General features: G+C 65.1%; 19 protein-coding genes and 1 tRNA gene. 7 read left to right on the top strand and 13 right to left on the bottom strand.

Annotated features, from left to right (window positions below; all coding sequences use genetic code 11):
- Position 1: 1 nt before the first annotated feature.
- From SLUN_RS19515 to SLUN_RS19475, 9 genes are all read right to left on the bottom strand, one after another.
- Entirely contained in the window at positions 2–190 is a 189-nt protein-coding gene (locus tag SLUN_RS19515) for a hypothetical protein (RefSeq protein WP_108150087.1), read from the bottom strand.
- The gene (locus SLUN_RS19510; RefSeq protein ID WP_108150085.1) at positions 187–792 is read right to left on the bottom strand and encodes a DUF6197 family protein; all 606 of its coding nucleotides are present in this window, start codon (positions 790–792) and stop codon (positions 187–189) included. Before SLUN_RS19510 ends, SLUN_RS19515 begins: the two co-directional genes overlap by 4 nt.
- Positions 793–878: 86 nt before the next feature.
- Positions 879–1058, bottom strand: a complete 180-nt coding sequence (locus tag SLUN_RS19505; RefSeq protein ID WP_108150083.1) for a hypothetical protein — start codon at positions 1056–1058, stop codon at positions 879–881.
- A gap of 78 nt (positions 1059–1136) precedes the next feature.
- Entirely contained in the window at positions 1137–1319 is a 183-nt protein-coding gene (locus SLUN_RS19500) for a hypothetical protein (RefSeq protein ID WP_108150081.1), read from the bottom strand.
- Between the two features lie 52 nt (positions 1320–1371).
- Complete coding sequence (locus tag SLUN_RS19495) at positions 1372–1779, bottom strand: hypothetical protein (RefSeq protein WP_108150079.1); 408 nt, start codon at positions 1777–1779, stop codon at positions 1372–1374.
- 339 nt (positions 1780–2118) lie between these two features.
- On the bottom strand, positions 2119–4377 hold the full coding sequence (locus tag SLUN_RS19490) for a hypothetical protein (RefSeq protein ID WP_108150077.1): 2259 nt from the start codon (positions 4375–4377) through the stop codon (positions 2119–2121).
- 95 nt (positions 4378–4472) lie between these two features.
- On the bottom strand, positions 4473–5066 hold the full coding sequence (locus tag SLUN_RS19485) for a hypothetical protein (protein ID WP_108150075.1): 594 nt from the start codon (positions 5064–5066) through the stop codon (positions 4473–4475).
- Positions 5067–5122: 56 nt separating this feature from the next.
- Complete coding sequence (locus tag SLUN_RS19480) at positions 5123–6250, bottom strand: hypothetical protein (protein ID WP_108150073.1); 1128 nt, start codon at positions 6248–6250, stop codon at positions 5123–5125.
- Complete coding sequence (locus SLUN_RS19475; RefSeq protein ID WP_108150071.1) at positions 6247–6516, bottom strand: hypothetical protein; 270 nt, start codon at positions 6514–6516, stop codon at positions 6247–6249. The genes SLUN_RS19480 and SLUN_RS19475 overlap by 4 nt, the downstream gene beginning before the upstream one ends.
- Positions 6517–6889: 373 nt before the next feature.
- Between SLUN_RS19475 and SLUN_RS19470 the strand changes: the two genes are divergently transcribed.
- The 3 genes from SLUN_RS19470 (at position 6890) to SLUN_RS19460 (ending at position 10564) form a co-directional block, all read left to right on the top strand.
- Positions 6890–7684 (top strand): GntR family transcriptional regulator, encoded by a 795-nt coding sequence (locus SLUN_RS19470; protein WP_108150069.1) that lies wholly within the window; start codon positions 6890–6892, stop codon positions 7682–7684.
- Positions 7681–8349 carry a YdcF family protein gene (locus SLUN_RS19465; RefSeq protein ID WP_108150067.1) on the top strand — a complete coding sequence of 223 codons (669 nt, stop codon included), beginning with the start codon at positions 7681–7683 and terminating at the stop codon, positions 8347–8349. Before SLUN_RS19470 ends, SLUN_RS19465 begins: the two co-directional genes overlap by 4 nt.
- Positions 8350–8866: 517 nt before the next feature.
- The gene (locus SLUN_RS19460; RefSeq protein ID WP_108150065.1) at positions 8867–10564 is read left to right on the top strand and encodes a DUF6119 family protein; all 1698 of its coding nucleotides are present in this window, start codon (positions 8867–8869) and stop codon (positions 10562–10564) included.
- A gap of 352 nt (positions 10565–10916) precedes the next feature.
- On the opposite strand, the gene SLUN_RS19455 is transcribed toward SLUN_RS19460, so the two are convergent.
- Positions 10917–12221 (bottom strand): metallophosphoesterase family protein, encoded by a 1305-nt coding sequence (locus SLUN_RS19455; protein ID WP_159100290.1) that lies wholly within the window; start codon positions 12219–12221, stop codon positions 10917–10919.
- A 1442-nt stretch (positions 12222–13663) separates the two neighbouring features.
- Positions 13664–14320, bottom strand: coding sequence for a hypothetical protein (locus SLUN_RS19445; protein WP_108150061.1), 657 nt, complete (start codon positions 14318–14320; stop codon positions 13664–13666).
- A gap of 743 nt (positions 14321–15063) precedes the next feature.
- Between SLUN_RS19445 and SLUN_RS19435 the strand changes: the two genes are divergently transcribed.
- The 3 genes from SLUN_RS19435 (at position 15064) to SLUN_RS19425 (ending at position 18440) form a co-directional block, all read left to right on the top strand.
- On the top strand, positions 15064–15573 hold the full coding sequence (locus tag SLUN_RS19435; RefSeq protein WP_108150059.1) for a hypothetical protein: 510 nt from the start codon (positions 15064–15066) through the stop codon (positions 15571–15573).
- Between the two features lie 954 nt (positions 15574–16527).
- The gene (locus SLUN_RS19430) at positions 16528–18057 is read left to right on the top strand and encodes an AbeC-like domain-containing protein (RefSeq protein WP_257153926.1); all 1530 of its coding nucleotides are present in this window, start codon (positions 16528–16530) and stop codon (positions 18055–18057) included.
- Positions 18058–18059: 2 nt separating this feature from the next.
- Positions 18060–18440: a DUF5955 family protein gene (locus SLUN_RS19425; RefSeq protein WP_254709958.1), complete on the top strand. Its 381-nt coding sequence runs from the start codon at positions 18060–18062 to the stop codon at positions 18438–18440.
- 36 nt (positions 18441–18476) lie between these two features.
- Here the strand turns inward: SLUN_RS19425 and SLUN_RS19420 are convergent, their stop codons facing one another.
- Entirely contained in the window at positions 18477–18695 is a 219-nt protein-coding gene (locus SLUN_RS19420) for a LexA family protein (RefSeq protein ID WP_108150056.1), read from the bottom strand.
- Positions 18673–18927, bottom strand: coding sequence for a DUF8825 domain-containing protein (locus SLUN_RS19415; RefSeq protein WP_108150054.1), 255 nt, complete (start codon positions 18925–18927; stop codon positions 18673–18675). Before SLUN_RS19415 ends, SLUN_RS19420 begins: the two co-directional genes overlap by 23 nt.
- 302 nt (positions 18928–19229) lie before the next feature.
- Between SLUN_RS19415 and SLUN_RS39500 the strand changes: the two genes are divergently transcribed.
- Positions 19230–19314: transfer RNA gene (locus tag SLUN_RS39500), tRNA-Ser, on the top strand.
- Positions 19315–19366 lie beyond the last annotated feature (52 nt).

The following is a 19366-nucleotide window of genomic DNA, read 5'->3' as shown; positions in this document are numbered from 1 at the left end:
ATCAGACCGCCTTTGCTACGGAGAGGACCAGGACGCGGTCTGCGTGCTCGGGTCCTCCGAGGCAGCGCCGGGCAATGTTGCGGCGGACGAAGCGGCCGTCGTAATGCGGCATACGGACGTTGGTCCTGTGGAACCCGCCGGTCTCGTCGTCGGACCAGCGGACCGTGTAGGTGATCAGTGCGTCGGTCATCGCCCTGCCTCCCGGGCGTTGGCGGCCGCGGTACGGACGAGGCGGAGGACCTGGTCGCGGGTGCGGCCCTCTCGGTCGTTCCACACGACGTACGAACCGGCCTCGGTGCCGAGCGTGTCCTGCAGGAAGTGCGAGGCGCGGCGCAGGGTGTCGACGTCGCCGTAGCCGAGGCGGTGCAGGACGTACTGGGCGCCGATGAGGCAGCGCTGTCCGGCGTTGCCGCGCTCGGTGCCCTGGGTCCAGCCGAAGCGCTCGATGACCAGCGCGACCAACTCGAGGTTCTCGGCTGCGGTGATGGGGCGCCCGCCTCCGTGCCAGGCCCGCAGGAGAGGAAAGCCGAGGACCCAGTCGGGCAGGCGGCGCAGGAATGCAGACGGGGCCGTCAGCCGCACCGCGCCGTCGGGTGCCAGCGCGGTGCCGAGCTGCGCGAGCGCCTCGGTCACCAGCTCCTGCGTGGTCTTGGTCAGGAGCGGGTGCGCGGTGGTCCGTACGCGGGCGGCCAGGTAGCGCTCGATCTCGACGACCAGGCCGTCGACATCGAGCGCGGTGACCGGGAGTTCGGCCGGGGCGTGGCTTGCTCTGGCAGTGGCGGTCGTGCTCATCTCGTACTACCTCCTGCGGTCTTGTGCCGTGGTCGGGTGGTGGGGCGCTCCTGTGCTGTCCAGGCGGAGGGAGCGCCCCGGTCCGTTCAGTGGTGCTGGCGGATCCGTGCGCGGTTGTAGTCGGCGATCTCCTGGAGGCTGATTCCGGCGGCGCGGGCTGCCTTCACTGCCTCGGACATCGGCTTGGGGTCGGTGGCGCAGCCGCTGTCGGCGTGCGCCTGGACCAGGTCGGCGGCCTTCTTCAGCACTGCCTCGCGGCGGTCCATGGCCTTCTCCTTCCGGGCCCGGGTGGTCTGACCGGGCTCCCCTCACCGCCCGTACGAGACGGGCGGATCGGGCAACGGTCAGGCCGACGTGCCGAGCGGGATGGTCATGCTGGCTACGGCGATCTCTGCCGCCTCGCTGCCATCGGTGGTGCGGGTGGTGAACCGGGCCGCGACCTCCTGCGCGATCTGGGAGGCCCGGTCGGCGTCTCCGGCCTGGCGGGCGGCGATGTAGTCGCGTACGGACTGGTGCTTGCTGCTCATCTCGGTCTCTCCCTCGGTGGTTGACGGTCAGTGCAGATGGCAGGAGCAGTCGTCAGCCGAGCAGGCTCCGCAGGCGGCGGGGCTTGCCCGCGACCTGGGCCTCAAGGCTCCTGATCTCCGCGTCCGACAGATCGCGGCCGAACCCCGTGCCCTCGGGCAGCGGTCCGGCGTACTGCGGGCCGGGCTGGTGAACGCCGCGCATCCCTGCCGGCTGCTCCGTGTAGACGGGGCCGAAGCGGAGCACCAGGCCCTCGACGCTGAGCGAGCCGCAGATCATCGGGGCGCCCAACAGCGGGTGCATGTACTCGACTCGGTGCTGGCTGTAGAGCTGGGCGTCTTCGTACGGCGCGAGGTTGGTCGCGACGTCCGCGACCGTGTAGAAGACATCGCCGACCTTCGCAATGCGGGACAACTCCTTGGCATCGCGCTCCGTCCGCTTCCAGACGGTCCTCTTGCCCATGACTTCTCCTTCGGTCCGGTGCGTGGTTGGGGGTGGTGGGGCGCTCCCGTGCTGTCCAGGCGGAGGGAGCGCCCCGGGCGGGGCAGCGGTCAGTGCCTGCCGCAGAGCTGCGTGCGGTCGCTGACGTTCTCTCCAACGGTTTGTACTGGTTTGGGAGATGGTCGGGTGGGTGGTCACCCCTCGGTCTACGCCTTGTTTGTCCTGGTTTGCCGGGCGGTCGCCGGGTGGGTCAGGGTGGTCGGGCGACCGGTTCGGGCTCCTCGGTGACCGTGTCGGATACCGGAGCAATCCGGGCGGCGACCGGGGGATGATCGGGTCTCGGACCGGGTTGGTCTGCCCCTATTTGCCGGTCTTCCCGTGTGCTTCGGCGATCTGCTCGCGCGTGTAGCCGTTGGGGTTGGCCATGCCGTCTATCGCCCCGAGCTTCCGGGTGGTGCCGGCGGCCGCGTCACGGAGCCGGGCCTGGAGCTGGGGGCGGGTCAGGTCGCCGTAGCGGCCGGGGTGGTGCTCCGCCAGGAGCTCGACCAGCCGTTCGGTGCGGGCCCGGTCGACCCCGGCCTGGTCGAGCACCGTGAGGCAGTCGGCCAGCAGGAGCCGGACGGCGGCCGCGGCCGCGTCTTCCTTGCCGTACTCAGCAGCGTCACCGGTCAACGTCCCGGCGGTGATCCGCAGATCGCGGCCTCGCAGGCAGATGTCCCTGAACTCGGGCAGGTCGATCACATCGGCCTTGAGCGTGACGTGGCCCTGCTCGCTGCCCTGGTCCAGGACGACGACACCCTTGGACGCCTCACCCAGCAGGTGAGGGGCGGCGCCCGCGTCGACCGCGTCGTCACCGAGGACCATCTTCGAGCTCTTGTCGCCCTTGACCCGGTAGCTGGCGCGCTTGGCGCAGACCTCACGGAGCTTGGTCGGCACCGAATCGGCGGAAGGGCGCTGGGTAATGAAGACGCCCATGCCGCCGACGAACCGGGTGACGCGCACGTAGCGGGCGAAGGCTTCGACCATGAGGTCACGGCCGGACCGGGTCTTGGGCCGGCCCCCGCCCTCGGGCTCGTCCTCGATGGCGACCTGGACCAGCGCGGCACCGTCCAGGAGCTCCTGCAGCTCGTCGACGACCAGGAGCACCGGGCCCATGCCCTTCTTCGCGAGCTCGGGCGTGATCTTCCCCTCGGGAACGGCGGCCGGGTCCTCCTCGTACAGGCGGTCCAGCTCGGTGCCCCGGTCCTGCATCTCACCGATGGTCTGCTCCATCACCCCCAGGACGCGGCGGATGATGTCGGGGGTCGCCCCGGCGATCCACTGGTGGGCGATGTGCCGCAGCGGTGCCCAGTCCGGGCCGGTCTTGCCGGTGAGGACGATGATGCGGACGGTCGGGTCCAGCGCGGCAGCGGCGGCCACCAGGCGAGCCAGGTAGCTCTTGCCGTAACCCATCAGGCCGCCGATCATCAGCGACGACCACAGCAGGTGCATCGTGTGACGGTCGCGCCGGGCGTCGGCACCGAGCGGGACGCCCTGCTGCCAGAAGTCCCAGACCGGGGCGGCGATCAGCTCGGACGGGTGCTTGCCGTTGCCGTAGGGGTTGTCCTCGTTGGCGACCCACAGGACGAACCGGCCCTCGTGGCCGTCGTCGCTGGTGTCGGCAGAGATCTCGATGCGGGACTTCTTGATCCGCAGTGCGGACGCGAGGTCCTCGACCCGGCTGACGGCCACCGACGCCTTGGTCCCGCGGGGCAGTTCCACGGTTGCGGTCCACCCCGGCCCGGAGGGCTGGATGACACCGGCAAGGTGGGTCTCGTCCCGCTGGGCCTCACTGACGATCCCGGCCTTGATGAGCGCGGTGACGAGGTCCTTCTCGCCCTGGACCCGGCCGGACTCGGGCTTGATCAGGCTGACGCGGCCCATGGCCGCGAGCGCGTCGGGAACGAACGGTGTGCCGGTGTCCGGGGCTTCGGCAGCGGGGAGCACCGCCCCATCGTGGCCCACAGCCTGCGCGGGGATGACCGCCTGCTTCTCGTCCTCGGTGACCGGACGGGAGAGGTACCACCAGGCGAGCGGGCCCGCGCCCAGCGAGGCCAGCGCGAGCAGCGGTTCGGCCGCGACGCCGTTGAGGTAGGCGAAGCCTCCCAGGGCCACGGCACCAAGTCGGCCGGCCTTCTTGCCCCAGCGGGCCCGGCCCAGGTCTCGGCCCGTCACCTTGAATCGGTCGGCGTCGTCGTCCTGGCGGAGCTGGATCTGCGACTCGGCTCCAGCCAGCTCGATGGCAAGGCCGGTCGCCTGGTCGCCTTCGGCGTGCCGCAGCTTCTCCCTGAGCACGCGGATCCGGGCGCGTAGCTCGGTCTCTCCCTGCTGCTGCGTCTTGCGCCGCTTGGTCTCGATCTCCTGCGCGAGCCTGGCGTCGGTCACGTCGGTAGTGGCGAACCAGGCCCCGACGCGGGCGAACACGACCTCACGCTGCCGAGCCATAGCGACGCGGGCATGTGCGGTCGCGCGGACCGTACGAGCCTTCGCCGCGGTCTTGAGCTGGTCCAGGCGGCCGACTTCCTCCACATCTATGACGTCGTCTTCAGGGGCTACGGGCCGGGTCGTCTCGATGGTCATCAGAGCCTGTCCTCTCCGGTCGAATGGGGCGCGGGAGTACCCGCGCCCCGACTTGCTGACTAGTTGGCTTGCTGGCTAACCCGCTGGTGGTGGGGTTACAGGCCGCCGAAGAGGTTGCCGAAGGCGGTGACGCCGGAGCCTCCGAGCTGGGTGACGAGCGGGCCGATGAAGGTGCCCGCGACCACCACGCCCATGGCCATCGAGGTGAACGCCCAGCCCTTGGAGACCTTGCCGCCCTTGATGCCGAAGAACAGGACGATGCCGAGGACCAGGGCCAGTACCGCGCCGGTGCCGAGTGCGGCGCCGCCGCCCGCCTGGGTCTGGATCTGCTGGGGGTTGTAGCCGGGCTGCTGGAGCCCGTTGCCGACGCCGCTCTGCGCGGGCTGCTGCCGCAGCGAGCCGTCGATTCCCGCCATGCCGCCGGGGGCGGTCCCGGCGGGGCCGGCGGCCAGCTGTACGACGGCGGTGCGGTGGGAGGAATCGGCCCGGTAGGCGAGCGAGTCGAGCCCGCGGACGTGGAGGGTCTTGCCGGACGGGAGGGCGACCGGGGTTCCTGCGGCGCGGTCGACGGCCGTCTCGATGGCGGTGGTTGTGGTCTGGGGGGTGGCGGCGGTGGCTGTGGCGGCGGTCCCGAGGACGGCAGCGGCGGCGGCACCGGACAGGGCGATCGTGCGGACGATGCGAAGCATTGCGGGGCTCCTTCGGGAGTCGGTACGACGGAGGTTGGGGTGGTGCTGCGCGGTGCTCACGCCGAGGTCTCAGCGGTGGTGCGGGCGCGGGCGGTCGCCCGCATCTGGCTGCGTGCGGCGGAGCTGTACAAGGTGGTGCCGGGGCGGCGTCGGGGAGGGGTTCCGCCGTTGCGCTTCCGTCCGTCTTCGCCGGGCTGCTTGGGCCCCTTGGCGGACTTCCCGTCCTCGGAGGTCAGTTGGGAATCGACCTGGGCTATTGCGTCCTTCTCGGGCTTCTCCAGCGGTCCGTTCTGGGCGAGCCTCACGGCGCGCTTCGCGGCCCTCGTGTGGGCGATCCGCTCGGCTGTCTGGCCGACCTCGGCACCGTGGATTTCGGTCCACGCGCGGCGGTACGTCGACTCGCTCGGGGTCTGCTCTGCCAGGGCGGCCGCGAGGTCGAGCGCGCGCTCCCACACGTCCTTGTCCCGTACGGCGCGCGCCTCGTTGACCGCGTCGATGCGCTTCGCCTCGCGCTTGGCTGCGCGGGCCTCCGCTCGGCGGACCGAGCGCGGGATGTGGCCCTCGCGCTTGGCGATCCGGCCGTGCTCGTGGAGGTCCCAGATCATGGGGCCGATCACCGAGCACAGCGCGCCACCGATGCCGGTAGCGATGCCGTACGTCTCGCTGCCGTGGGCGTAGTTGATGCCTGCGGCGATGAGCGCCTGGATCAGCGCTCCGAGGCGGTAGTGCCAGGACGGTCGGCCGTCGTCGATGGCTGCCTGCGCTCCGGTCAGCAGTGCCCAGGCCACGCCTTCGAGGACGAAGGGCGCGGCGACCAGGAACCATGCGTGCGGGTCCCAGAACGCCATGATCTGAAGGGGCAGGGAGACCAGGACACACACGGCGGCGATGCTCTTCGCGGCCTTCTTCCAGGTCTCGGCGGACTTCGCCGCGCGGGCCTTCGCCTCAGCCGATTCCCGGCGCGCCTCGTCCCGCCGGCGCTTCTCGTCGGCAGCCTCCGCGAGCGAGGCCTCGATGTCCGCCTGCGCCTTGGCCGCAGCCTTCTCATCGACCAGAGCCTGGCGGCGGCGATCCGATTCGGTCTTGGCACGCAGCGCGTCGGTCTCTGCCTCGATACGGGCGGCGCGGGCCAGGCCTTCGGCGTACGTCTCACCCGACTCGCGGCGAAGTTCGGTGACACTCACGCCGCCACCCCCGACTGGCGGGAGCGGCGCTGAGCCGACCGCACCAGAAGCCGCCTCGCATGCATCAGCGCCGCCGCATAAGCCGCAGCCTCGGAATCGCTCTCACGCAGATCCGCCAGGATGTCGCGGGCGGCGTCCAGCCTGGCCGCCCGATCGCTGGTGGACTCCGCATTGGGACCGATGAACAGGTCCAGGTCCACAGCCGGCACAAGCTCTGTGATCTCGACGGCCGTAACGGCCATATGACCAGCAACGATGCACTCCATGGGTCGTGCTCCTCTCACAGTGGAACGGCCCGAAAAGCGGCTCCGGTGTTCGAGCACCGGAGCCGCGCCGTTGTCTGTCCGTCTTGGAATGACGAGAAGTTCTGTCTCCTTCGGGAGCGCGCTCCCGTTTCAGGCAGAGACGTGACCTTTCGGTCTGTGCCCTCCGGTTGACCAGGGGTCCGGGTCCCTCGGCCCCATCTGTCCGGGGCCCCTTTGTCGTGCGTTTCGGAGCAGCACAAAGAAGGCCCTCCGAGTGCGTTCGCTTCGCTGTCCTAGGACTGCGAGCGACCTAGGGAGACTGTGCACCCACAGTCCTAGGACTGTCAACAGTCCTGGGACTGTGTTTCACTAGGCGGGTCGAGAGGAGGCGTGCATGGCACCGAAGTGGCGCGAGCTGGCCGACAAGCTGGCTGCACAGATCAGGGACGGCGAGTACGAGCCGGGTCAGCAACTGCCGCACATCCGCGATCTCGTCGAGGCCGGAGAGGGCTCAAAGTCCACGGTCCACACGGCCTATAAGGCCCTGGAGGCTGAGGGGCTGGTCACCTCATCGCGTGGACACGGCACGGTCGTACGGCAGCAGTCCCCGCTCAAGCGCCTCGGCATCGCGCGGTACGACAAGGCGAAGTGGCGCGACGGCGACGAGGTCGCGTTCATCGCGGACCGCGTGGCGTCTGGCCGCTCGTACCGCCGCGGGGACCAGACGCAGACGGTCTCCCGTGTCGAAGCCCCGCCGGCGGTCGCTGAGGCGCACGGTCTCCCTGCTGGTGCCGAGGTGTACGCACGCGCCCGCCTGGTGAAGGAGGGCGACCAGCCCACGCACACCCTCACCAGCTACTACCGTCCCGAACACGTCGAGGGCACGCGCATCGTCGACCCGACGCCTGGCCCGGCCGGCCGCGGCGGCGGCTTCCGCGTCTTGTACGACGCGGGTTACGAGATCGACCACATGAAGGAACAGCTCTTCGCCCGAGTCCCCACGGCGGAGGAGGCGAAGCTCCTTCAACTGACGCCCGGAGAATGGGTCGTCGAGCTGCACCGCACCACGTTCACCGCCGACGGCACGGTGGTTGAGTTCGCCATCGGACTCCACGCGGCCTCACGCTTCGCGTGGGAGTACGACTTCAAGGTTCCGGACTCGGCGCAGAACCAGGAGGCGCGGCAGTGATCTCGGAGCAGTCGTGGGCCGATGCGCAACTCCTGTGGGACTACCACCAGATGCACCATGAGCTGCGTCCGTGCTCGGTCGCGATCGGTCTCGGTAGCCACGACCTTGGCGTAGCGGACACCACGGTTGACCTCTACAAGCGAGGCTTGGCGCCGCTCATCGTCTTCACGGGGGCCACGAGCCGCACGACGCAGGACCGCATGCCGCGCGGTGAGGCGGTCCACTACCGCGAGCGGGCGCTGGAGTTGGGCGTTCCTGGCGACGCGGTGCTGGTCGAGCCCCGTGCCCGCAACACGGGGGAGAACATCCGCTTCTCGCGGGCGGTCCTGGAAGCGGCCGGCGTCGAGGTCTCGTCAGTGCTGCTGATCAGCAAGCCGTACGAGGAGCGGCGCGCGTACGCCACGGCGCGGAAGCTGTGGCCCGAGGTCGAGTTCGTCAGCGCATCCACTCCGATGACCCTTGAGGAGTACGTGGACTCCATCCAGGACGCGCGCCTGGTGATCGACATGCTTGTCGGTGCTCTACAGCGGCTGTTGCTCTACCCCAAGCAGGGATTCACCATCACCCAGACGGTGCCCGACGACGTGACGGCGGCGTACGACAGGCTGCGCCGCGCCAGCTTCACGAGTCGACTCATGCCGGACGGCGCAGATGCGAGGCGCTGAGCCGAAGAGGTGCAGCACCGCAGCCTGAGTAACAACTTTCTCTACACGTTCAAGGCGCCGCGCAAGCGCGGCGCGCGCGGCCGGGCGGCGGCGCACCGAGCGCGACACCAGCCCGAGAGAGATGCCTCCGGCGGGGGCGCTCAGACTCCGGGATGGATCCGGCGCCGTTCGCGAGTGTCGGCCGGGATGTGGCGAGCGTGGTGAGCTCCCATCCCGACCACCTTCGACCCAGGCAGAGCCGAGCAGTCGCGGCCCAGGGCGTCAAGGTCGTTCGTACAGTGGCGCGCTCCACCTTGACGCCCTGAACCACGCCCGCTCCACGGTGTGTGGGTCGAAGGCGGACGGGATGGGAGCTGGGGTGAGTAGTGGGTTGGGGTGGTGGAGCGAGCTGCGCGCAATCGAGCCCACCGGGAATCGAATCTTTGTTCCCGTTATGGATGCAGTCGTCAGACTTGTTCCATAAATGGACTTACCGTGATACAAATTCACGCACTGTCACCTGGGGGGTGTGGTAACGATGACGCAAAAGGCTCCGACCCTGCGCTTCAACTGCTTTTTGCTCCGGGAAGGCTTGGTATCTCATGAGCAAGCTTTCAGGGTTCAATATCGGCCAGGCAATAAATCGGGAATGCGGAAACTCACAACTTCGCCCGTGGCGCCTGAGGGGTGCGTGGCATTCTTGCGGGACAAGTCTGAGAAGGCGCCCGCATGGGCCAAACTTCTCGCACCAACATTCACCGAGCTGGAAAACGTATTGAACTTTTCGAATAGGCTTGTGATCTTCCTTCCTGTAGAGGATCGCACATTCGCCGTCTGTTTCGGTTATGGCAGTTCTACACTTGAGTGGTCTTGGGTGGAAGCGAATTTCGGCCTGAAATTTGCCGCCCGACGCTTTGACAGTAATGCCATGAGTGGAATCAGTAGCCGCAGGATCGACGCATCCGCGCGGTCGCAGTGGGTGCAAATCCCGGCCAATTCCTCTATCAGTGATTTCGAGGTGGAATTGGATGGTGAGTTCACTCGAAAATTGGTCGGCAAGCTTGATGCGGGACTCGAATTTCCGGAGCTTGGGGCTGTAGTCGCTACGGACTCAGTGTCGTTTAAGCTTGATACGAACCTTTACAGCGTTCGAGATGTACTGACAAAAATGCTCGTTACGGCAGAGACCGGTATTGCGGATAAAGATCTTGCTTTCATTGACTCGCTAGAACCCTTGCGCATGAAGAGTGAGATAGTCAAAGACCTAGAGAAGCTACTCGTTAACGAAGTCTTCCAGGAGCGTGCGCGCAAACCGCAGGGGCCCGACCTCGACACGCTGCCCGTCAGCGATCTGAACGTTCATGTTCTTGCATTCGCGCCACCCGACGATGTTTCTGTTGAGAACATCCATGACTTCACCGTGTACAAGAATGACTCATCCGAGGATTTCGAGGTAATGACTCTCGAATCCCTTAGGGGGGCGCTGTTGGAATTCCCCGGTAAGTTTGGAGTGTCGAGTCTCGCTGATATCAAAGTGATGGCCAGGGATTCTAACGGTGAGCCAGCCGGTATGGCGAAGCCGCTAAAACACTGGCTCGTTTTTGAGGCCGGCGACCAGGATAGGCGTTACCTGCTAACTCTGGGAAAATGGTATGCCCTCGCGGAGAAATACTCCGAAAGGCTGGACTATGACCTTGCGCAAATAAAGGACGTCACGTCAACTCTGAACCTCTGCACCTGGGACGATTGGGGGTGCCAAAAGAATTGGGAAAAACACTTCAACGAGAAGGCTACCGAGGACAGGTCGGATTTGATCTGTTTGGACAGGTACCCGCTTTTCGCGGAAGACGGGGAACAAATCGAAGCCTGCGACCTTCTGCATGCTGATGGCTATCTAATTCACGTGAAGCAGTACACGGGGAGTCAGACGCTGAGTCACCTATTCTCTCAGGGCTTCGTGTCGGCCCAGGTGATCATTTCTGACGAATCATACAGAAAGGATTTTATCGAGGCCGTCGAATCTATTAATTCGAATATTGTCGACGCGGCAAAATGGTTGCCACCGAAATATGTGACCTACGCCATTGCGTTCGATGGAAAGCAGCGTTTGCCGCAAGATTTGCCAACTTTCAGCAAGGTTAACCTCCGAAGTTTCAGCAAGAAAATTAAATTGCTCGGGTCGGTCGCAACACTTGCGCGTATTCAGATGACATTCAAACCGAAAAAGAAGAAGTGAAGTTAGGTTTGTCTTCTTCTTGGTCACTGGCCTCGCCTGACATCTACGCCTGACATCAACGGCCATGGACGGCGACAGCCTCGGGTGGCTGTCCACAACGGCCCTGTCAATGACGTGACCAGGTGCGAGGCGTGCCGGCCGAACTTACAAGGCAGATGTCGATGCCTGTGGACTATCTGCGGACTGGAGCAGGTTCAGTACCCGCATGCACACCCACGACCAGCAGCGCTACCACAGCCGCAAGGGGCCTCCCGAGCCGTGTGCGCAGGTTCGAATCCTGCCGGGGGCACTTCGCTTCAACCAGCTCGATCTAGCGGTTGACCAGCGCTGATGCCTTGGCCAAAGAGCCGGACTAGTGATGATGCCGCCCGCGCGTTGGGTGGTGCTCAGAAATCCTCGGCGTTGCCTCCACAACAAGCGGAAGGAATCCGCCACCTCGTTGATCCTTAAAGAATTCGACAGTCCAAGACTGCGATTCTGGACTCCACTCAATTATGTCGAAGAACATTGGAGTCTGGCGGATGCCGAGGGAGCTCCCACACCCTACCGTCATGAGGCGTCGCTCGTCCGTGCCTCTGCCAGTATCGACAGGGATCGAGTCTTCGATCAGGCGGGGAGTGTGGAGGTGGCCATGGAGAATCAGTCCAATTCCTCGCGCAGCGCACCAGTTGCGAAATTCCTCCCGGCCATCGAACCCAACAAATTCTTCCCTGCCGATCCAAGTCCGTGGATCGATCAGGGTCTCAACTCCCGGCGAAGCGTCAGGCTCGTAGGGATGGTGGTGGACGAGCGCGACCTTTAGATAGCCGTCGAGCCTGCCTTCGTTGTCTGCATGCTCATACTCCATGGCCATTTCATACAGTTGATCATCGTCCACTTTACCTCTTGCGAGGATGCCGCTCCGGCAGGAGTCGAAGCAAAAGAAAGCCATACGCGCTCTTGGGTTATCTGCGAATGCCTGGAAATGGAGTCCGGCAAGCTCGCGCAGGAGTCGACCGCGCGCGAAAATGTTATTTCCGAAGAGTCGTTGGTCGTGGTTCCCTGGGACCCAGATCGGGGGTCGGCGGCATATGGTCCGCAGAGTATTGGCGAATGTCTTATACTCTCGAGCATGCCTCTTCCATGGCTGGTCAAAGAGATCCCCCGTAATTACTACTTCGTCTGCCCTCTCTAGCTCGCCAGAGAGGGCCGCCACAAGATACGACTGCCGCTTCGAGACATCCTCTCTGCCGAAATGCAGGTCACTCAAGTGCAGTATCCGGCGGCGGACATTCCCGTCTCGCGCTGCAGCGTTCTGCACCATTATGCGCCATTGTATGGAGAACTTATCTTGCTTCACATCTGGGCGTTCTTGACTGATCTGCATCCATTGGACCATGTCGTGAAGTGATTTGTGGGCCGTATCGCCAGGAATGAAGACGGACCTGCCGGTCCTCATGCCCACGATTACACCAGGCCACAAATCTCGTCTCTTGACGGCAACCTCTACGCCCTCGTCAGGGTCGTGCACGCGAACGCTGTCGTCGGCTCCGTAGAACTCCGCAGGTAGCGCAACCAGGATTCCCGGAGCGCTTGCAGCCTCGGAAGCCATCTGTTCAAGTTCTCGAACGTCCTGCCACGAGCCAACAGGCACTACAACTAGGTCGTAGCTGCGCAATATCCGCAGGAGAGGGCGAAATATGCGATGAACGTCGGCCGCATCTGCGGGTGCTGGTTTGCCAGAGCATTTTTGGCGGAGATTGTACGCCTGTGCGACCCAAGTAGCCCAATTTCGTATTTCATCGGGCGAATCAGACGGATGGGTCAGGAGTCGGAGACCTTCCCCTTCGAGGATGTCTCTTACGAAGACATAAATGGCCTCGTACGTCAAATTGGGAGGTGGCTCCCCTTGAGATACCAAACATGAAAGGATGTTAGGTGATTCCAGGCCTCTGGTCCCCATGGCTCTCGCTTCCAACGGTGACCTGCCTACTTCCCCTCTGATCGAGTCTACGAAGGAATGTGTCACCACGCACCTCGTGGCCCCGTGAGATCTGCTGGGGTGCGCCAGCACCGCGCCGGAGAGGAGGCACAGCGGTGCCTGTTAGGGGAGGAAATCAGAGACGGACTCGGACTGGTGTCGAGGAACCATGATCGCGTTCAGAGGGAAGAGATCGCCTGCCAGAGCCGTCTCTGCACCGTCAGAGGGAGACCTGCAGCGGCCAACGACGACCAATGCCGGCGGCTTGGCCCATCTGTCGTTGCGGCATTGACGTCGATCACGGGGCGCGACTCCGTAGCCGCACTACTTCCTGCGGAAGCAGACGGTCTCAGAGGCCCTACAGCGGGACCCAGATGGAGGGGGTGGAGCACCCGCGCACGGTATGCGATAGAGACCCGTTACAGCAGCGCCACCATTCGGCGTACACGCAGGTGAGGAGAGCTGTGCACGATGGTCTCGGCATGCTCTCCGTAGCCGTGTGCGTAGGTTCGAATCCTGTCGGGGCACCTTGAATGTCTCGCGGAGACGCGTTCATCCCGGATAGGAGGGCCGACCGGGGCCGTGTCAGAGCCGTGGGAGGACACCCAGTAATGATCAACGTGAGCCACTGTCGACAGCTCACCGCAGGTCACAGCTTGATCCATTATGCGACCGCAGGTCACGGACCCAGCGAGTCGCTTCTCAAGAACTTGGCGCGCGGCATCGTGGCCCTCGTGTTTCTATGCCGACCGGTTGGAGGGGAGCGCGCACCTCTAGCGAATCGGTCGACGTGTAGTGGTTCACTCGCGAAGAGGTAGAGAGCCACATGCTTGAGGCGTACTCGGTGCGCGTGCTCGATGCCCTCGACAGCGACGCGGCGCAGGTGCAGGTGCATGATGGGCGCCGACTGATTGGCAGCGCCCATTCGACTGCGGTTTCTGCGGCTTCTTGGCCCCCGCTTCGGGCCCGGACGCGGGCCGTCTGTGGGCCGTCCGAAGGGGCCCAACGTCGACCGAAGACGACCAACGATGACCGCCCCTCCGGACGCGCTCGCCGCTTCCGCCCCTGATCGCGGGTCTCTGAGGAGCTTCCCAAGCTAAGGGCTCACCGCGGGTACCCAAACGCTCATTAGGGTTCAATTACCGCATGATGCGAAGCGGCCCCACCGACAGCGCCGCGGTGGTAAACGCCTCAGCGAATGCACGCTTGCGCGCCCCCGGCGGTCCTTCCACTGGCGTGACGTTGATCAGCGGGAAGCGCTCGCACTTCACCTTCCGCTCGTCGCCGTCGACCAGCAAGGTCACAGTGACGACCTGCCCGCGACGTAGGAGGGACGGCTTGACGTCAAGCCACCCGCGAACGCTCCCAGGACTGGCCAGGGTGACCTGTCGGCCGGTAGCCAGGTCTGGACGCAAGCTGCCGACTGGGACGTTCGCTACCTCCAAGATCGCTTTGACCTCATGGCCGAGGTCAAACCTGATCGGCTCGCTTGCATGGAACATGTCTGCCGTGATGTCGCGTCGCCCCTGGTTGGCAATGACTAGCTCAACGATGCGGGGCTGACTCAGTTGATCCGGACCGAGGTTGACAGTGAGTGGCCCGCTACCCGCGGAGAACTGCGGCAAGCTGATGAGGGGGGTATTGGACTTCACCCACCAGTTGATCCTGTGCTTCGGGTTGTTCGACCTGAACGTGGCCCATGCGCCAAGGACGCCGACCGCGATGCCCGCGATGATCGTGATGATGAACTGCCATAGGGAGCCGGAGGCCCACCAGTCCCCCGCAAGGATCTCCATGGGTGGGATTAAATCAGCTACGCAGCGGACGAGATGACGGCTTTACAGGAGGCTCGCTGAGTTTCTGATCAACCGCCTGCCAGTCGAAGCGAGTCCCTAAAGGGGTGCTCACCCTTTGCTCCCCTCAAAGCGAGGGCGTGAAGCCGGCACCCTGGTCGAGGTGGAACGGGGAGCCCGGAGCTGTTGGGGTCCCACCCTCGCGAAGGGCAGATTCTATGGCTTGGACCACGTCGGATGGCAGTACATGCTTGGCCTCGCGTCCGAGCTAGTGGCTCGGATGTGGCTGGTTGGTGGTGCCCCCGAGCGTTCTCCCGGGGCGTCTGCATGCTCGACCGCGAACGTGCACTGTGTCCAGGACAGGGCTTGAAAGTAGGCGGACCCACTGCGCCGCCGCCAGCGGTAGGCCGTGCCGTCGACGACGATGCGTCGTGCTCCATTGCGGCCCAGTGCCATGCTCCTCCTCGACTCGGGGGATGCTGGCGACTCCTGGCTCTGCCGTCCGTCTCGGTTTCCGTCTCATTCAGCACCGTTCATGGCCGTTCAGACGAGACCGAAGCCGATAGCCGCTTCTACGACCGACCGCCCATGAACGCAGGTGAACGCCCCTGCACCCAGCCCAAGACCCCACCAACACAGTTGGAAAGCGTGTGGGGCTTCGCAAGGCTGTCTAACGCAGTGCTGAACGACAGCCCCCACGACTGACCGAGACCCACGACACTTGCAGAAGCACGGACGGAGAGCCCATGGCAGAGAAGGAAACAGCGATCCGCGCCCTGGCCCAACTCGCTGACGACGTGTATTGGGTACGGGAGTGGCCCGACAAGCCGACCTGGCGCGATCGGCTCCGCCGATGGGTATACCCCGAGTCCTACCGCTTCGACCGGACTGCCGCCCTGCCGAGACCCTGGGTCGACCGACCCGCCGGGCACTATGAGCGGACAGGTTGGCGCATCCGAGCGGCCTACTTCAGATCCGACCTGGCTTTCGAGGTCGAGTACGTGGTCTGCGATCTGTGCGAGATCGGCTGGGTGGAATCGCCTTACTCCTATGAGGGCTACAAGCGCTGCGGCCTCGCTTCAGCCGCTCTCTGGTCTCTGCGCCGCGCCTACCCCGGAGTCCAGTGGCACACGGGCGGCGGACACTTCCGCGAGTCTGAGCCCTTCTGGGATTCCGTGAGCGTGGACGTTCCCGGCGGCTACACCCAGCAGGAAAGGTGTCATCACGTGGAACCGCGGCAAGCGCAGCGAGGGTGAGCACGACGCTACGCCAGGGCGTGGAAGGGGTCTCTGATGAAGCGGTCTGGTGATGCGGACCGCACCACAACCGCACCAGAACGAGCGGGGAACAGCGGGGAATCACGGTGAAAGCAAGCGCCACCGACGAGGCAACTGCCCGACCGTTTGCCCAGCTCAGCGGCCAAGCTGACCACAAATGATCGCAGCTTCCCAAGCTCAGAGCGCGGGTTGAATTCCCGTCACCCGCTCCACGAGCAAGGCCCGGGTCAGCGACCTGGGCCTTGCTTGTTGTCTGGACCGCTCCGACGCCGCGTGCTCTCCGCTTGCCGCATCTGCCGGTGAGGCCAGTGCGTCGGCGCACCCGCGCGACCACTCGGACCGCAGCGGGAGGCCACCTCCGGCCGAGCGTGGTGGGGGCATTCCCGCAGGCGGCCGTGATGTTGGAGGGCAAGAGAGCATGCCTCCGCCCGCTATTCAAGGCCAGGCCGATTCGTAGCGTGTCGGCCGACCCGAGGGCGCTTCTGAGCCAGACGCAGTCATTTCCCAGTGAAGTTGGGACTGTGTGGCACAGGGTGGGGTCCTCACAAGCAGCTTCCTCGGGGGAGGTGGCAGATGCCGCTGCTGTCATGGAGGGCTGCGGCACCCAAGGGGGGCAGCCCGGATCACACCGGGCCGCAGGGGCCCGAAGGTGTGCCGGGAGTCCCTGTAGACAGCGTGAATGGGAGGCCGATCGCCTACGTCGCCGGACGGGGCTCGGCTCGGACTGAGTATGCGCGGCGGGACCCGGTGCCGAGAACGAACTCGGTGATCCGAGGTCTGGCCGGTTCCGTGCATGAGCGAGTCAACCGTATTGGGCAGGCGCGGGACTGGCTCGGACGATGGCAGGACAAAGTTCAGGGAAGACCCCAACGCCCCATTCGAGCTCTGGACGAATTCACCGGTGAGTCGCTCGCACAGTGGGCCTTGACGAACGTGCTGTACGCACGGAAGCGTCCAGTGCCGTCCTTCGGATTCGGGCTGGCGCCCGTGCTCACGCACAGCCTTGCTGCACGGCGACAGCGCAGACTCCGGGGCGCGCTCTTGATAGCGGCGCTGGTCTACCTGGGGGCGTCCCATGTGCGAGGGCTGGCAGCGATCGTCGTTACCGTATTGCTTTGGCAGTTCATCGTTGGACGCCCTGGCCAGGCGATCTTGCGGTGGGGGTTTAGCGCGCTGGTGCCCGCTGTACTTCTAGCCGGAGTGCTGTTTGGCCTCTGGACTTTCGTCAGACCACGCATCCCGGTGCTGCGCGATGCCGCACTGGACGGATTACTTGTCGCGCCGCAACTGTTGATCGCAATAACTGCGGTGTACCTATTTGATCGCTGGGCGTGCCATGCCTACCTGCAGTCGCTGCGTCCAGGCCGCGAACACATCGCCGAGCGTCCCTTCCTAGCGCCGTTCGCTGCCAAGAGAATCGATGGGCGCAGGGTCACCGAGCAGTGGCAGAGCATCGCGTATCACAAGGAAGGCGGGGCGGATCGTTTCGTCGGAGCCGGCCTCGACTCATGGCCGAGGGGCGCTACCCGTATCCAGCTGACGGCAGCCCGCACCAATGAGGACGAAGAGGATAGCCAATCCTTGGATCCTGCCGACATCACCGGCCTCGACGAGAGCCAGAAGTTCGAGGCAGACGAGCTGCTCGACAAGGTGCGCGACGAGCTGGAAAAGCTCTGTGGAGCTCTAGTCGAGACTCACGCCCTGCCGAACTGCGACGTGGCGGAGTTCTTCGGAGTCCCCGAAGGACGATGGAAGAGTCTGAGCCAGACCAGCGGAGAGGGCGACAAGCATGAGTGGCCGGAGGCCACCGAGATGTGTACCGAAGCCCGGGATGCTCCCACCGGCCACTTCTCACGCAGATACCTCGCCGCGCAAGTCGTCGCCTGGGACGGTCAGATCGTCGTAACGGTGTACGCGCATGCCGCCCTGGAAGGCAACACCCTGCACTTCGTTACCCGCCCGCATGTCCTGGCACCACTGCTTCCCTCGGCAAACGGTACCCCCGCCACGGGCTGGGATCTCGCCAGGAAGCTGGCTGAAACACCGCTCCATGCGTGCGGGGACACCGTAGCGCTCGCTGCACGGGCCTACACCACCATCGGACGCGGCCTCGGCTTGCTGACCGCAGTCACCACGGCCGCTGTCGCTGTCCGCCAGAAAGACGATGGTCTGCCGGTGAGCCTGAGAGAGCACTGCAGCCGTGTCACAACAGAGGACATGCACCAGACCGAGGACGTTCAGCGCTACGTGTCGATCCTGCAATCACGCATGTTCAACACGGTGAGCGCCTTTCTTGCCGACCACGGACTGGCGACTGGCGAGTTCAAACGCCAGGCCATCGAAATCACCCAGAACTACATCAGCGGCAACAACAACCAGGTCAACACCGGCAACATGGGCGGTGGCATGCAACAAGGCCACGCGCCAGGCGGTCCGGCAAACGAAACCGAGAAGGCAGGTTGATCATGACATTCGGACGAGGAAACGCCGGCGGTGGCACCCACATCACCGGCAGCGGCAACCAGGTCAACACCGGCAGGGTCGGTGGCGACATGCGCCAGGTCCAAGTCTCGGGCGGACCAGCGGACGACCCCGGACTGCTGGTCGCGCAGAACAGACTCACCGAACTGGCGGCTGCGCTCGACGCGCACGCTGACGAGGTGAACAGCATCGACAGTTGCCGGCAGGCCGTCGCCAGGATTGACGAGGAGTTGCGTAGCCCCACTCCGGACGGGCGCCGTCTAACCGAAACCCTGGAGATGCTGGGCCTCGCGATCGGTTCCGCTGCGTCCCTCGCCTCGCTCGTCGGAACCCTCAGAAGCGCAATCGAGGCACTCATCGGCTGAAGCGTTGGCCCAGCGCAATGACCCAGGCGGCCCGCGTCAGTTGCCGAGGCGGCAGGAGCGCCACTGCCGGCCGGTTCGGGTGATCACTCCGGCTTGTTCCATCCGGCGGAGCTGGTACGCCACGGACGAGGTGCTCGACAGGCCGACGCTCTTACCGATCTCTCGGATCGTGGGGCCCTCCCCGTACTCGGCGATCCACTCCGTGATGCACCGCAGGATGCTCACCTGCCGCTCAGTGAGGTGATCGGCGGCCATGGGTCTCCCCTTCTTCCTGTGAGCGGACCAGCTCGCGCAGCTCCACCCGGGCCGCAGGCGACCGGCCCCGATCGGTGCCCCAGAAGGGATGGGCAGCGAGGCGGCAGGACAGCCGCAGCAGACGGCGACGCAGTGCCGTGTAAGGGACCTCGCGGGCAGCAAGCTCCGCGTAGGTGCGGTCCCAGGCGCGCTGGGCCTCCACCAGATCGGACGGGAAAGCGGTGTGGGCCATGCCTCCAATTCAATCATGTGTTCGATTTAAGGTGCATCGCAGACGCACACCCCTACGGGCTCGACTTGGCTGGCCGACCCGGGCGGAGACGGGATCCGTTTCCTTGCGCGGATGACGAGCGTGGGCAACGTTGACCCGCGGGAACAGCACCACCGGGACACCGTTCGTGCCGAGCGCCTCGCGCACTTGTATAAGGGACTTGTCGTCGGCGATGGACGAAGTGGTCTGGTCAGGCGCTGCGCGGCCAACCTGTGGCCAACATTCCGGGATGGCAGGCCTGCGACGCTTGTCTTCCCAGGTCAGGTGCCTGAAGGGTCGACGTATGGGCCGGTCTTGAAAACCGTCGTGGCAGCGATGTCACCGTGGGTTCAAATCCCACACCCACCGCGCAGGTCAGCGTAAGAGCTGGTCAGAAGGGGTGCCTCTCATTGAGAGGCAC

The sequence above is a fragment of the Streptomyces lunaelactis genome, assembly GCF_003054555.1.
GTDB lineage: Bacteria > Actinomycetota > Actinomycetes > Streptomycetales > Streptomycetaceae > Streptomyces > Streptomyces lunaelactis.
Note: the sequence above shows the minus strand (reverse complement) of the source record. Positions and strands in the feature narration are given on the sequence as shown.